Source organism: Pseudomonas sp. Sample_24 (assembly GCF_004307605.1).
Classification (GTDB): Bacteria; Pseudomonadota; Gammaproteobacteria; order Pseudomonadales; family Pseudomonadaceae; genus Aquipseudomonas.
This window is the reverse complement of the sequence record NZ_RCNW01000445.1, coordinates 1-13903: the sequence shown is the minus strand read 5'-3', so window position 1 is coordinate 13903 and position 13903 is coordinate 1. Positions and strand designations below refer to the sequence as shown.

Sequence of the window (13903 nt, the reverse complement as noted above, 5' to 3'; positions counted from 1 at the left end):
GTGACTGGATGAAAATCATCATCCTCGGCGCAGGGCAGGTCGGCGGTTCGCTGGCGGAACACTTGGCCAGCGAGGCCAACGACATCACGGTGGTCGATACCGACGGTGAGCGCCTGCGCGACCTCGGCGACCGGCTGGACATCCGCACCGTCCAGGGCCGCGGCTCATTCCCGACCGTGCTCCGTCAGGCCGGGGCCGATGATGCGGACATGCTGGTCGCCGTGACCAACAGCGATGAAACGAACATGGTCGCCTGCCAGGTCGCCCACACGCTGTTCCACACCCCGACCAAGATCGCCCGGGTGCGCGAGGCTGCCTACCTGACCCGCGAAGAGCAGCTGTTCCAGAATGAAGCGATTCCGGTGGATGTGCTGATCAGCCCGGAACAAGTGGTCACCAACTACATCAAGCGCCTGATCCAGCACCCCGGAGCCCTGCAGGTGATCGACTTCGCCGAAGGCAAGGCGCAACTGGTGGCCGTGCGCGCTTACTACGGTGGGCCGCTGGTGGGCCAGCAATTGCGGCAGTTGCGTGAGCACATGCCGAACGTCGAAACCCGCGTGGCCGCGATTTTCCGCCGCGACCGGCCGATCCTGCCCCAGGGCGACACCGTGATCGAGGCCGACGACGAGGTGTTTTTCATCGCCGCCAAGGCGAACATTCGCGCCGTGATGAGCGAAATGCGCCGTCTCGACGAGACCTACAAACGCATCGTCATCGCCGGTGGCGGCCAGATCGGCGAGCGCTTGGCCGAAGCCATCGAAAGCCGCTATCAAGTGAAGATCATCGAGATGAACCCGGCACGTTGCCGTCATCTCTCGGACCACCTCGACAGTACTGTGGTCTTGCAAGGTAGCGCCTCGGACCGCGACCTGCTGATGGAAGAAAACATCGCCGACGCCGATCTGTTCCTGGCGCTGACCAACGACGACGAGGCCAACATCATGTCGTCGCTGCTGGCCAAGCGTCTGGGCGCCAAGAAGGTGATGACCATCATCAACAACCCGGCCTACGTCGACCTGATCCAGGGCGGTGACATCGACATCGCCATCAGCCCGCAACTGGCGACCATCGGCACCTTGCTGGCCCACGTGCGACGGGGCGATATCGTCAGTGTGCACTCACTGCGCCGCGGTGCGGCCGAGGCCATCGAAGCCATCGCCCATGGCGATGCAAAATCGAGCAAGGTGATCGGCAAGGCCATCGAGAACATCGGGCTGCCACCGGGTACAACGATCGGCGCGATCATCCGCGACGAAGAAGTGATCATTGCCCACGACGATACCGTGATCAAAACCGGTGACCATGTAATCCTGTTCCTTGTGGATAAAAAGCATATTCGCGATGTGGAAAAGCTGTTCCATGTAGGGTTGAGTTTCTTCTGACCCTGCTTTTTTGTGGCGAGGGAGCTTGCTCCCGCTCGGCTGCGCAGCAGTCGCAAAACCTCTGATCGCGATTTATCAGACATAGCCAGGTAGCTCTTAAGCGACCGCTTCGCGCTCGAGCGGGAGCAAGCTCCCTCGCCACAGAGCTGTCTACTCTCAAAGGAAAAGTGTCCATGATCGAATCCCTGGAAAAAATGCTCGCCAAGGGTGTGGATAACTCTTTACTGCGCTTCGGCCTGGGCAAGGGTTATCTGGATCTGGGGGAGAACGCCAAGGCGGCGGAGCATTTTCAACGCTGCGTCGATTTCGACCCGAAGTATTCGGCGGCGTGGAAGCTGCTGGGCAAGGCGCATCTGGCACTTGGGGATCACGCGGCTGCGCGCCAGGCTTGGGAGAAGGGCGTGGAAGCCGCTCGCAACCATGGCGACAAGCAGGCCGAGAAGGAAATGACTGTGTTTATGAAAAAACTGGACCGAGCCGATCAGAGATAGCGCAAGCCAATCCCTTCGACATCCACCTGCACCACTTCCATGCGCACTCGCGGCGCGCCTGTGGGCAAGTCCTGCACCTGGCCGTAGACCACCGCACCTTTAGGCAAGGCCGCCAGTGCCGGGTGCTTGACGTAGACACCCGTGTGCGAAAGATTGCGCGTCTGGCCCAGGCATTCGCCGAAGCTTTCGTGGGTGATCTTGATGCGAAATGATTTGCGCTGCTCGGACATCTTTTTGCGCCCTTGAAAATCGATTGTGGATAATCCAGACCTGTAGGAGCGAGGCTTGCCCGCGAAGAGGACCTCGCCTTCAATATCGATTGTCGGCTGACAGTCGCCTTCGCGGGCAAGCCTCGCTCCTACAGGTTATCCACAGAGTGTGCCAACTGCGTCAGTACCAGCGCGCTTCACCGGGTGGGCGCTTCTTGAAACGCTTCATGCTCCACATGTACTGGCTCGGATAAGCCCGCACATAGCGCTCGACAACCTGGCTCATGGCCGCGCAGGACTCTGCGGTGTCGGTGCTGTACATGGCCTCTGGCGCAGCTTCGAGGATCACTTTGTAACCCGAACCATCCGGCAGCCGCAGCGCATGCAGGAAAACGCCGACCGCTTTGCCGCCTGCGAGCATGTTCGGTACAAACTTGCTGGTCAGCGCCTGGGTGGCGAAGAACGGCACGAAGATCCCGGCGGATTCGGCCGGTTCCGGGTCAGCCGGAATGCCCACCGCACCACCTTTGCGCACTTCCTTGATGACGCTGAGGATGCCTTCCTTGGTCGAAGCGGCAACCTTGTTGCCCAATTGCACTCGCTGCTTTTGCAGCAATTCGTCCACCGCCTTCAATTTTGGCGGCCGATAGAAAATGATCGGCTTGCACTGGCTGCAATAGAAGTGGTTGAGCACTTCCCAGTTACCCAGATGGCTGGTGATGCCAACCACGCCCTTGCCCGACGCCAATGCGTCCTTCAAAACATCCAGCCCTTCTACCTCGCGCACCAGATCGATCGAGCGCTGGGCCGGCCAGATCCAGGCGCAGGCGCTTTCAGTCAGGGATTTGCCGATGTCTTTCAGGCTTTGGCCGACCAGCCGCTCACGTTCGGCGGGGTCCATGTCCGGAAAGCACTTGGCGAGGTTGATCCGTACGACATCGCGGGAGCGGTTCGGGGTTTTCCACATGACCCAGCCGATCGCCGAGCCCACGGCCTGCACGGCCCGCCACGGGAGCAGGGCAAACAGCCGCAGAGCGCCTACCAGCAAGGCGCCTTTAAACTTATCCACAGGTCACTCCTGATTTTGTGCTGTGCGCGAGGCGGTCATTCTAACCGCCGTTCGCCAGCATCGCGTAACGATCGCAATCCTTGGTGTGGTCCATGACCATGCCGCTGGCCTGCATCAAGGCGTAGCAAATGGTCGGCCCGACAAAGGTGAAACCGGCTTTTTTCAGGCCTTTGCTCATTTCCACGGCGGTCGGCGTCACGGCGGGGACTTCACTGCGATCCCTGAAATGGTTGATCACGGGCTTGCCTCCGACAAAGGACCAGAGAAACTCCACCGGGTCCTCCAGCGCCAGCCAGGCCTGGGCGTTGCGCCGGGCCGCATTGAGTTTGAGGCGATTGCGAATGATCCCCGGATCGAGCATCAATTCATCGATTTCCGCGTCGCTCATCTGCGCCACGCGCTGCACGTCAAAACCGAACATCACCTGTCGGTAATGCTCGCGTTTGCGCAGCACGGTGATCCAGGAAAGGCCGGCCTGGAACCCTTCGAGCAAAAGCAACTCGAACAAACCCTGCGCATCGCGTAGCGGCGTGCCCCACTCCTGATCGTGATAAGCCATGTACAGCGGATCTTCGGAACACCAAAAGCAGCGTGGCATAAGGCTCCAGGGGGCGTGCGCAGCAATGAATCGGGTATACTCCCGCTCTTTAAATCGCAGCCCAAGAAACAGGTGAATTTCGTGAGCCAGCCTACGCCAGCCGTGCGTACCTTCCAAGACTTGATCCTCGCCCTCCAGCAATACTGGGCCGAGCAAGGTTGTGTGGTACTTCAGCCCTACGATATGGAAGTAGGCGCCGGCACTTTCCACACCGCAACATTCCTGCGCGCCATTGGCCCGGAAACCTGGAACGCCGCCTACGTACAGCCAAGCCGTCGCCCGACTGACGGCCGCTACGGCGAAAACCCGAACCGTCTGCAGCACTACTACCAGTTCCAGGTGGTCCTGAAGCCGAACCCGGACAACTTCCAGGAACTGTACCTGGGCTCCCTCAAGCACGTCGGCCTGGACCCGCTGGTCCACGACATCCGTTTCGTTGAAGACAACTGGGAATCGCCGACCCTCGGCGCCTGGGGTCTGGGCTGGGAAGTCTGGCTCAACGGCATGGAAGTGACCCAGTTCACTTACTTCCAGCAAGCGGGCGGCATCGAATGCTACCCGGTGACCGGCGAGATCACCTACGGTCTCGAACGTCTGGCCATGTACCTGCAAGGCGTGGACTCGGTCTACGACCTGGTCTGGGCTGACGGTCCGTTCGGCAAGGTGACCTACGGCGACGTGTTCCACCAGAACGAAGTGGAACAGTCGACCTACAACTTCGAACACGCCAACGTCGAGAAGCTGTTCGAGCTGTTCGATTTCTACGAAAGCGAAGCCAAGCGCCTGATCGAGCTCGACCAGCCGCTGCCGTTGCCGAGCTACGAAATGGTGTTGAAGGCTTCCCATACCTTCAATTTGCTGGATGCGCGCCGGGCCATCTCGGTGACCGCGCGTCAGCAATACATTCTGCGTGTGCGCACCCTGGCGCGTTCCGTTGCGCAAGCCTACCTGCTGGCTCGCGCCAAGCTGGGCTTCCCGATGGCGACCCCGGACCTGCGTGACGAAGTACTGGCCAAGCTGGAGGCTGCACAATGAGTGCTCTGGATTTTCTGGTTGAACTGGGCACCGAAGAACTGCCACCCAAGGCCCTGAACACCTTGGCCGAAGCGTTCCTCGCCGGTATCGACAAGGGCTTGCAAGCTGCCGGCCTGAACTACGAGACCAAAACCGTTTACGCCGCGCCACGTCGCCTGGCGGTGCTGATCACCTCGCTGGCCACCCAGCAGCCGGATCGCAGCATCAACCTCGATGGCCCGCCACGTCAGGCCGCATTCGATGCCGAAGGCAACCCGACTCAGGCAGCACTGGGTTTTGCCAAGAAGTGTGGCGTCGACCTGAGCGAAATCGATCAGAGCGGCCCGAAACTGCGTTACAGCCAAAGCATCGCCGGCAAGCCGACCGCGAGCCTGCTGCCGACCATCGTCGAAGATTCCCTGAACGACCTGCCGATCCCGAAACGCATGCGTTGGGGCGCGCGCAAGGAAGAATTCGTTCGTCCGACCCAATGGCTGGTGATGCTGCTCGGTGACCAGGTCATCGATTGCACCATCCTCGCCCAGAAGGCCGGTCGCGACTCCCGTGGTCACCGCTTCCACCACCCGGAAAGCGTGCGTATCGGTTCGCCGTCCAGCTACCTGGCCGATCTGCGTGCCGCTTACGTGTTGGCCGATGCCAACGAGCGTCGCGAGATCATCAGCAAGCGCACCGAAGAGCTGGCCACCCGTCAGGAAGGCACGGCAATCGTTCCGCCAGCCCTGCTCGACGAAGTGACTGCGCTGGTCGAATGGCCGGTGCCGCTGGTGTGCTCGTTCGAAGAGCGCTTCCTCGATGTGCCGCAAGAAGCGCTGATCACCACCATGCAGGACAACCAGAAGTACTTCTGCCTGCTGGATGCCGACGGCAAGTTGCTGCCTCGTTTCATTACCGTGGCCAACATCGAAAGCAAGGATCCGCAGCAGATCATCGCCGGTAACGAGAAAGTGGTTCGCCCACGCCTGACCGACGCCGAGTTCTTCTTCAAGCAAGACAAGAAGCAGAAACTCGAAGACTTCAACCTGCGCCTGCAGAACGTGGTGTTCCAGGAAAAACTCGGCAGCGTCTACGACAAGGCCGAACGTGTTTCCAAACTCGCCGCTTACATCGCAGCTCGCATTGGCGGCAACGCCTCCTGGGCTGCCCGTGCAGGCCTGCTGTCGAAGTGTGACCTTGCTACCGAAATGGTCGGCGAGTTCCCGGAGATGCAAGGTGTCGCCGGTTACTACTACGCCCTCAACGACGGCGAGCCGCAAGACGTCGCACTGGCGCTGAACGAGCAATACATGCCGCGCGGTGCCGGCGCTGAATTGCCGAGCACACTGACCGGTGCGGCCGTGGCGATTGCCGACAAGCTCGACACGCTGGTGGGCATTTTCGGTATCGGCATGCTGCCAACAGGCAGCAAAGACCCGTACGCACTGCGCCGTGCTGCGCTGGGCGTGCTGCGTATCCTGATCGAGAAAAAACTCGATCTGGACCTGAACGACGCCGTGGCTTTCGCCGTGACCGCGTTCGGTGCCAAGGTCAAGGCTGCCGGTCTGAACGATTCGGTGCTGGAGTTCATCTTCGATCGCCTGCGTGCACGTTACGAAGACGAAGGCGTCGATGTCGCAACCTATCTGTCGGTACGTGCCCTGAAGCCGGGTTCGGCCCTGGACTTCGATCAGCGTGTGCAAGCCGTGCAAGCCTTCCGTCAATTGCCGGAAGCCGCGGCCCTGGCGGCGGTGAACAAGCGTGTGTCGAACTTGCTGAGCAAGGTCGAAGGCTCCGTTCCTACCGTAGTGGAAGCCAAGTACTTCGACAACGCCAACGAGTTCTCCCTGTACTCGGCGATCCAGCAGGCAGACCAGGCTGTCCAGCCGATGGCTGCGGCCCGTCAGTACAGCGAATCACTGGCACGTCTGGCGGCGTTGCGTGAGCCGGTGGATGCGTTCTTCGAAGCCGTGATGGTCAACGCTGACGACGCCAACGTGCGCGCCAACCGTTACGCATTGCTGGCGCGCCTGCGCGGCTTGTTCCTCGGCGTTGCCGATATTTCGCTGCTGGGCTGAGGGGCTGCTGTTGAAACTGCTGATTCTCGATCGCGACGGAGTGATCAATTACGACTCCGACGCTTACATCAAGTCGGTGCAGGAGTGGATTCCACTTCCCGGTTCGATCGAAGCCATTGCGCAGTTGAGCAAGGCCGGCTGGACGGTAGCGGTTGCTACCAACCAGTCCGGCATCGCTCGCGGCTATTACGACATCGCCACCCTGGATGCCATGCACGAGCGCTTGCGCTCGCTGGTGGCGGAGCAGGGCGGTGAAGTCGGCCTGATCGTCTACTGCCCGCACGGGCCGGACGAAGGCTGCGATTGCCGCAAGCCAAAACCCGGGATGCTCAAAAGCATCGCCGCACATTACAACGTATCGCTGACCAATCTCTGGTTCGTCGGCGATAGTCTCGGTGACCTGGAAGCCGCCAAAGCCGTCGATTCACAGCCAGTTTTGGTAAAGACCGGGAAAGGCGCAAAGACGCAGGGCTTGACCCTTCCGGTAGGCACATTGATTTTTGACGATCTGGCGGCGATTGCCGCAGAACTTATCCACAATTAGAGTGCTTCTGATATTTCCTGATAAAGGATTGGTCAGGAGTGCGATTTATACAGGCGGGTATTGCCCGCAACGGTAAACGTCACCATGTCGATATTGCAGGCCATCAGAACCTTTCTCTTTTACCTGCTGCTGGGCACCAGCTCTCTGCTGTGGTGCAGCCTGAGTTTTTTTATCGCGCCCTTTTTGCCGTTCAAGGCGCGTTATCGCTTCATCAACGTTTATTGGTGCCGCTGCGCCTTGTGGTTGAGCAAGGTGTTCCTGGGCATTCGTTACGAAGTGAAGGGCGCACACAACGTGCCGGATCGTCCCTGCGTAATTCAATCGAATCACCAGAGCACTTGGGAGACGTTTTTTCTCTCCGCTTATTTCTCGCCACTGAGCCAGGTACTCAAGCGTGAACTGCTCTATGTGCCATTTTTCGGTTGGGCCATGGCCATGTTGCGTCCGATCGCCATCGACCGCGACAACCCGAAAGCCGCCCTCAAACACGTGGCCAAGAAGGGCGACGAACTGCTCAAGGACAACGTCTGGGTACTGATCTTCCCTGAAGGCACACGCGTTCCCTACGGCACCATCGGCAAGTTCTCCCGGGGCGGGACTGCGTTGGCGGTCAACGCCGACCTGCCGGTGCTGCCGGTTGCGCACAATGCCGGCAAGTTCTGGCCGAAAGCCGGTTGGGCGAAGAAGCCCGGCGTGATTACCGTGATCATCGGCGAACCAATGTATGCCGAAGGCAGCGGGCCACGCGCCATTGCTGATTTGAACGATCGGGTGCAGGCCTGGAACGAGCAAATGCAAAGGGAAATGGGCTCACTTCCGCCGGCGCCAAATGCACCGGTTTCCACGGACTCGGTCGCTGTCTGAAATTCTGTGGATAAGCTGTGCACCGTTTTTCTCAAACGCCTACCGAATATTAAGTAACTTTCTGATTTCATTACATATTTTATAAAATGATAAAAATCATCAAACCGTGCATAAGTATTTTGCGGACGCAAAAAAACCGGCTGATATAGCCGGTTTTTTCATACCCGCGAAATCCCATGGCATTCACTCTTCCAACAAGGGGAAATCAAGCCGGAAACAGGTGCCTTCGCCAACCACGCTGGAGCATTCGATTCGCCCCCCATGTCGATCCACCACCGCCTTTACCATCGACAACCCCAACCCCACGCCGTCGGTACCCTGGGCAGAAGAGAAACGCCGATATTGACTGAATAATTCGGGCAACTCCCTGGCGGCAATACCTTTGCCCTGATCGACGAGTTCACAGGTCAACCAGTCGCCGCTGTGCCTGACCTGCAAACTGACTCGCGTTCCCGTTGCACTGTATTTGATCGCATTCTCCAAGAGATTGAACAGCGCCCGAGTCAACAAAGCCTGATCCGCCATGAGCAGACTTTCCTGAGCGGCATCCTCGACCTGGTGCACCAGCTGGATCTGTTTCTGTTGCGCAAGGGGCAATGCCTGATCGAACACATCCAGCACCAGCATGGCAAACAAACTGGGCTGGAAGTGATAGGCATCGGACTCAGCCCTGGCCAATTGAACGAATCCGTCCGTCAGATCCAGGGCTCGACGCACCTGAAGCTCAATCTGATCGAACAGTTGCGTGTCGCCGCCTACCTGATGACGATGCACATCCAGCAGCGCAAGAATGGCCGAGTGAGGCGCGCGCAAATCGTGGGACAGAAAACGCAACATGACAGTCCGTTGCTCTTGCGCTTCGCGCTCAATACTCAGGTCAGTCAAGCTCCAGAGCCAACCGACGGGCGTTTCGACGTCTGTCGGTAACAAAGCAGCGCGTTCCAGGCGCAAGCTGCGTTCTCTGACGTCACGGAACTCCAACATCGGCAGTGTGGATAATTGCGAGGCGGGGCCATGGTTCACCCCGGGGTAACCGAGCTGTACCAACTGTTCAATGACGCCTTCCCCCACCAAACTGCCGCCAAATAGATCGCGGGCTTTGCGGTTACCGAGCAATATTTGCCCGTTAGGGTCACTGATCAACGTGGCTACAGGCAAATATTCCAGTCCATCAGCGATGAAACGGTGGGTATCGCGGGTCCGGCTCATGGCTTGTTCAAGCGCCATCACTTGCTTCTGCAAGCGATCCCCGCTCGGAAACTGTGTGCGGCGGCGTTCCGGAAATACTTTGGGTTCGCTGTCCAGTCGCGCCAGCTCCCAACCAAAATACCTCAACACCACACTGAGCCGCCGCCAGTTCCAGATCAAATAAGCCAGTAGCATGCTCAACAGCGCGGGGGTCGGGGACCACCATTTGCTCAACTCCGCGAGACCGGCGCTGGTCAGCAGCGTACTGAGCATGCCAATCAACGTCAGCCAGAGCGCCAGGCGCGGGCGCCACAGCAACAGACCGAGAACACAGGCCACCAGGCACACTGACAGAAGCGCGCTTAGGGCCGGTGATGAATCGTTCAGATTAATCTGCAGGCGATAGGACAACAGTGCAGTCAGCGGCAGGAGCACTAGACTGACCCACAACCACTCGCGCACCAATTGCCGAAATAATCGCTCAACCTGGCTTGGCTCACGGCTTTCCAGAAGACGAGGGCTATTCATGGGAAAAAGGGCAGGGCGGGGTGAATGGTTTCATAGATCTCCGATCTGACAACGTAGACCCAAGAATCATAGCGGACGTCGACACACCGCGGACCCCGAACTTCAACTGCCCCTGACAAGGAACCACCGCCTATGCGTGTCGCGATATTGGACGATGAGCCAGCCGAACTGCGCCGGGTCGAACAAACCCTGGAGCAGGTGGCGGACGGCGGCGAGCAACCCTGGTCACTCCACAGCTTCGAACGCGGTGAAGACCTGGTGCGACAACTACGCCGAGAAACCTTTGACCTGCTGATCCTCGACTGGCAATTACCCGATATCACCGGCTTGATGGTGCTGCGCTGGACTCGTGAACACATGGAAACACCACCGGCCGCCATCATGCTTACCAGTCGTGACGCAGAGAACGATATCGTCCAGGCCCTGAATGCCGGTGCCGACGATTACCTCAGCAAACCGTTTCGTCCCAATGAACTGAAAGCCCGGGTAGGCGCGGTTCTGCGTCGACACAGCCAGCAACGAGCAGCCACAGACGGCTTGAGCTTCAATGATCTGGTGTTCGATGATGCAGAACTGACCGTCACGCGTGATGGCAAACCGATCGTCATGACCGAGCGCGAATACCGTCTGGCGCACTGCCTGTTCAGCAACCTGGGGCGACCGCTGTCGCGGGACTACCTTTACGAACGCTTTTGGCCCCATGAAGAAATGTCCTCATCGCGCCCTCTGGATACGCACATCTATCGCCTGCGCAACAAACTTGGCCTGACGGCTGATCGTGGCTGGCAGTTGCTGACGATTTACGGGTATGGCTATCGACTGGAGAGTGTTTCGCCGGCGAGTGAGTGAATCGCGAATAATAAAAAAGGCCAACGCAATGCGTTGGCCTTTTTGTTGGCGCCGACCGGGATCAGAAGTCCAGGTTGGAAACCGCCAGGGCGTTGCTTTCGATGAAGTCACGACGGGGCTCGACCGCATCACCCATCAGGGTGTTGAAGATCTGGTCCGCGCCAATGGCGTCTTCGATGGTCACTTTCAGCATGCGGCGCGAGCCTGGATCCATGGTGGTTTCCCACAGCTGATCCGGGTTCATCTCCCCCAGCCCCTTGTATCGCTGGATGGTGTGGCGCTTGGTACTTTCGGCCATCAGCCATTCAAGGGCTTCCTTGAACTCGGTGACCTGCTTCTTGCGTTCGCCACGCTGGATGTACGCGCCGTCGTCCAGCAGCGTGCTCAGCTGAGCACCGAGGGAGACAACGGTTTTGTAGTCGTTGCTTCCGAAGAAGTCGCGGTTGAAGGTGACGTAATTCGACAGGCCGTGAGAGATCAGTTCGACCTCTGGCAGCCAGACGTTACGTTCACGGTCCTCACGCAGGCTGGCCTTGTACACCAGGCCCGACTTCTCGACGGTGCGCAGTCGCACTTCGTACTGAGCCAGCCAATCCTGCATCGCTGCGTGATCGGACAGTTGCTCCAGACTCACCGCAGGCAGGTAGATGAAGTGCTCGGTCAGCTCCTGCGGATACAGGCGCGACAAACGCTTGAGGGTCTTCATTACCAGACGGAAATCATTCACCAGACGCTCAAGGGCTTCACCGGAGATACCCGGGGCCTCTTCGTTCAGGTGCAGGCTGGCATCTTCCAGGGCCGACTGCGTCATGTACTCTTCCATGGCGTCGTCGTCTTTGATGTATTGCTCTTGCTTGCCTTTCTTCACTTTGTACAGCGGTGGCTGGGCGATGTAGATGTAGCCACGCTCGATCAGCTCCGGCAGCTGACGGAAGAAGAACGTCAACAGCAGGGTACGGATGTGCGAACCGTCGACGTCAGCATCGGTCATGATGATGATGTTGTGATAACGCAGCTTGTCGATGTTGTACTCTTCACGACCGATGCCGCAGCCGAGCGCGGTGATCAAGGTGCCTACTTCCTGGGAAGAGATCATCTTGTCGAAACGGGCTTTCTCGACGTTCAGGATCTTGCCCTTGAGGGGCAGAATGGCCTGCGTCTTGCGGTTACGTCCCTGCTTGGCCGAGCCGCCAGCAGAGTCACCTTCCACGAGGTACAGTTCGGAAAGGGCAGGGTCTTTTTCCTGGCAGTCCGCCAGTTTGCCCGGCAGGCCGGCGATGTCCAGCGCACCTTTGCGACGGGTCATCTCACGAGCCTTGCGCGCCGCTTCACGGGCACGGGCGGCGTCGATCATCTTGCCGACAACCAGTTTGGCTTCGTTCGGGTTTTCCAGGAGGAAGTCCGAGAAGTACTTGCCCATTTCCTGTTCGACCGCAGTCTTCACTTCGGAAGACACCAGCTTGTCTTTGGTCTGGGAACTGAACTTCGGATCCGGCACCTTCACCGAAATGATCGCGGTCAGACCTTCCCGGGCGTCATCACCGGTTGTGGCGACTTTGTGCTTCTTCGCCAGGCCTTCTGCTTCGATGTAGGTGTTCAGGTTACGCGTCAGTGCGGAACGGAAACCCACCAGGTGAGTACCGCCATCACGCTGCGGAATGTTGTTGGTGAAGCACAACAGGTTTTCGTTAAAGCTGTCGTTCCACTGCAAGGCGATTTCAACGCCGATGCCGTCTTCACGCTGGATGTTGAAGTGGAACACCTGGTTGACCGGGGTCTTGTTGGTGTTCAGGTATTCAACGAACGCGCGCAGTCCACCTTCATACTTGAACAGCTCTTCCTTGCCGCTGCGCTCATCCTTGAGGACGATACCGACACCGGAGTTGAGGAAGGACAGTTCACGGATCCGCTTGGCCAGGATGTCCCAGCTGAAGTGGATGTTCTTGAAGGTTTCGCTGGAAGCCTTGAAATGAATCTGGGTGCCGGTGGTTTCGCTGTCGCCGACGATCTTCATCGGTTCTTGCGGAACGCCGTGAACGTAAGTCTGTTCCCAGATCTTGCCACTGCGGCGCACGGTCAGGACCAGCTGTTCAGACAGTGCGTTTACCACGGACACACCTACACCGTGCAAGCCGCCGGATACTTTGTAGGAGTTGTCGTCAAACTTACCGCCGGCGTGCAGCACGGTCATGATGACCTCGGCTGCGGAAACGCCTTCTTCTTTGTGCACGTCTACCGGAATACCACGGCCGTTGTCGCGAACGGTGATGGATTCATCCGGGTGGATAATGATGCTGATGTCGTCGCAGTGGCCGGCGAGCGCTTCGTCGATCGAGTTGTCGACCACCTCGAACACCATGTGGTGCAGGCCGCTACCATCGTCGGTGTCGCCAATGTACATACCGGGACGTTTGCGTACGGCATCCAGGCCTTTCAGCACTTTAATGCTCGTTGAGTCGTACGTATTTTCTTCGCTCAATGCCTTCACTCCCGATGGTCGTGGGTCTGGGTGATACGGCCCTGTTCCACGTGGAACAGAGCGACTGGCGTTTCCGTCTGCCAGCCTTCCCTCAATAATTCGTGATCTACACAGGTGATGAACACCTGGCAGCGTAAGTCTTCCAACAAGCGGCAAAGCGCACGGCGATGCTGCTCGTCCAGTTCGGACGGCAAGTCATCCACCAGATAAATACACTGACCGCGTCGTGCCTGGCTCACCAAGTGCCCTTGAGCAATCCGCAAGGCACAGACCACCAACTTCTGCTGTCCACGAGACAAGATATCTGCGGCATTATGTGCGCCCAATCTGAGACGCAAATCAGCACGTTGTGGTCCGGCCTGGGTATGACCGATTTGCTGGTCCCGTTGCAGGGATCCGGCGAGCACAGTGCTCAGCTCACGGTCCTTATCCCAACCTCGGTAATAGCTGAGCGTTAAGCCCTCAAGCTCAACCAGTTCGCTCAAGGTCTGTTCAAAGACCGGTTTCAAGGCTTTGATGTAGGCGCGGCGGTATTCATCGATTTCAGCACTGGCCTGACACAGTTCCCTGTCCCAAACCGCTTGCGAAACGGCGTCAAGTGTACCATGCCGCA

At 58.6% G+C, this 13903-nt stretch carries 13 protein-coding genes; 7 read left to right on the top strand and 6 right to left on the bottom strand.

From position 1 onward, the window contains the following. Positions 1 to 8: 8 nt before the first annotated feature. Both trkA and D8V06_RS25995 read left to right on the top strand, forming a co-directional pair. Entirely contained in the window at positions 9 to 1385 is a 1377-nt protein-coding gene (trkA, locus tag D8V06_RS26000; RefSeq protein WP_056854247.1) for a Trk system potassium transporter TrkA, read from the top strand. 173 nt (positions 1386 to 1558) lie between these two features. Continuing rightward, positions 1559 to 1876 (top strand): tetratricopeptide repeat protein, encoded by a 318-nt coding sequence (locus tag D8V06_RS25995; RefSeq protein WP_056854248.1) that lies wholly within the window; start codon positions 1559 to 1561, stop codon positions 1874 to 1876. Here D8V06_RS25995 and D8V06_RS25990 read toward each other — a convergent pair. The 3 genes from D8V06_RS25990 to tag all read right to left on the bottom strand — a co-directional run bounded on the left by D8V06_RS25990 (position 1867) and on the right by tag (position 3752). Further along, positions 1867 to 2106 carry a PilZ domain-containing protein gene (locus D8V06_RS25990; protein ID WP_056854249.1) on the bottom strand — a complete coding sequence of 80 codons (240 nt, stop codon included), beginning with the start codon at positions 2104 to 2106 and terminating at the stop codon, positions 1867 to 1869. The genes D8V06_RS25995 and D8V06_RS25990 overlap by 10 nt on opposite strands. A gap of 160 nt (positions 2107 to 2266) precedes the next feature. Beyond that, on the bottom strand, positions 2267 to 3154 hold the full coding sequence (locus D8V06_RS25985; protein ID WP_056854250.1) for a lysophospholipid acyltransferase: 888 nt from the start codon (positions 3152 to 3154) through the stop codon (positions 2267 to 2269). A gap of 40 nt (positions 3155 to 3194) precedes the next feature. Then, the gene (tag, locus tag D8V06_RS25980) at positions 3195 to 3752 is read right to left on the bottom strand and encodes a DNA-3-methyladenine glycosylase I (RefSeq protein WP_056854251.1); all 558 of its coding nucleotides are present in this window, start codon (positions 3750 to 3752) and stop codon (positions 3195 to 3197) included. An 81-nt stretch (positions 3753 to 3833) separates the two neighbouring features. On the opposite strand from tag, the gene glyQ reads away from it, so the two are divergent. The 4 genes from glyQ to D8V06_RS25960 all read left to right on the top strand — a co-directional run bounded on the left by glyQ (position 3834) and on the right by D8V06_RS25960 (position 8246). Continuing rightward, entirely contained in the window at positions 3834 to 4787 is a 954-nt protein-coding gene (gene glyQ / locus D8V06_RS25975) for a glycine--tRNA ligase subunit alpha (RefSeq protein WP_003213601.1), read from the top strand. Then, a complete protein-coding gene (gene glyS, locus D8V06_RS25970) occupies positions 4784 to 6838 on the top strand; it encodes a glycine--tRNA ligase subunit beta (protein ID WP_130932084.1) in 2055 nt (684 codons plus the stop codon). The genes glyQ and glyS overlap by 4 nt, the downstream gene beginning before the upstream one ends. Before the next feature lie 4 nt (positions 6839 to 6842). After that, positions 6843 to 7382, top strand: coding sequence for a D-glycero-beta-D-manno-heptose 1,7-bisphosphate 7-phosphatase (gene gmhB / locus D8V06_RS25965; protein ID WP_177336575.1), 540 nt, complete (start codon positions 6843 to 6845; stop codon positions 7380 to 7382). 84 nt (positions 7383 to 7466) lie between these two features. Continuing rightward, a complete protein-coding gene (locus D8V06_RS25960; RefSeq protein WP_130932083.1) occupies positions 7467 to 8246 on the top strand; it encodes a lysophospholipid acyltransferase family protein in 780 nt (259 codons plus the stop codon). 183 nt (positions 8247 to 8429) lie between these two features. Here D8V06_RS25960 and D8V06_RS25955 read toward each other — a convergent pair whose 3' ends face one another. Beyond that, entirely contained in the window at positions 8430 to 9962 is a 1533-nt protein-coding gene (locus D8V06_RS25955; RefSeq protein WP_130932082.1) for a HAMP domain-containing sensor histidine kinase, read from the bottom strand. A gap of 132 nt (positions 9963 to 10094) precedes the next feature. On the opposite strand from D8V06_RS25955, the gene D8V06_RS25950 reads away from it, so the two are divergent. After that, positions 10095 to 10811: a response regulator transcription factor gene (locus D8V06_RS25950; protein WP_056854256.1), complete on the top strand. Its 717-nt coding sequence runs from the start codon at positions 10095 to 10097 to the stop codon at positions 10809 to 10811. Between the two features lie 61 nt (positions 10812 to 10872). Here D8V06_RS25950 and gyrB read toward each other — a convergent pair whose 3' ends face one another. Together gyrB and recF are read right to left on the bottom strand one after the other, a co-directional pair. Then, positions 10873 to 13290 (bottom strand): DNA topoisomerase (ATP-hydrolyzing) subunit B, encoded by a 2418-nt coding sequence (gene gyrB / locus D8V06_RS25945; RefSeq protein WP_056854376.1) that lies wholly within the window; start codon positions 13288 to 13290, stop codon positions 10873 to 10875. 5 nt (positions 13291 to 13295) lie between these two features. Further along, a partial coding sequence (gene recF, locus D8V06_RS25940) for a DNA replication and repair protein RecF (RefSeq protein ID WP_130932081.1) occupies positions 13296 to 13903 on the bottom strand: 608 nt, incomplete at its 5' end.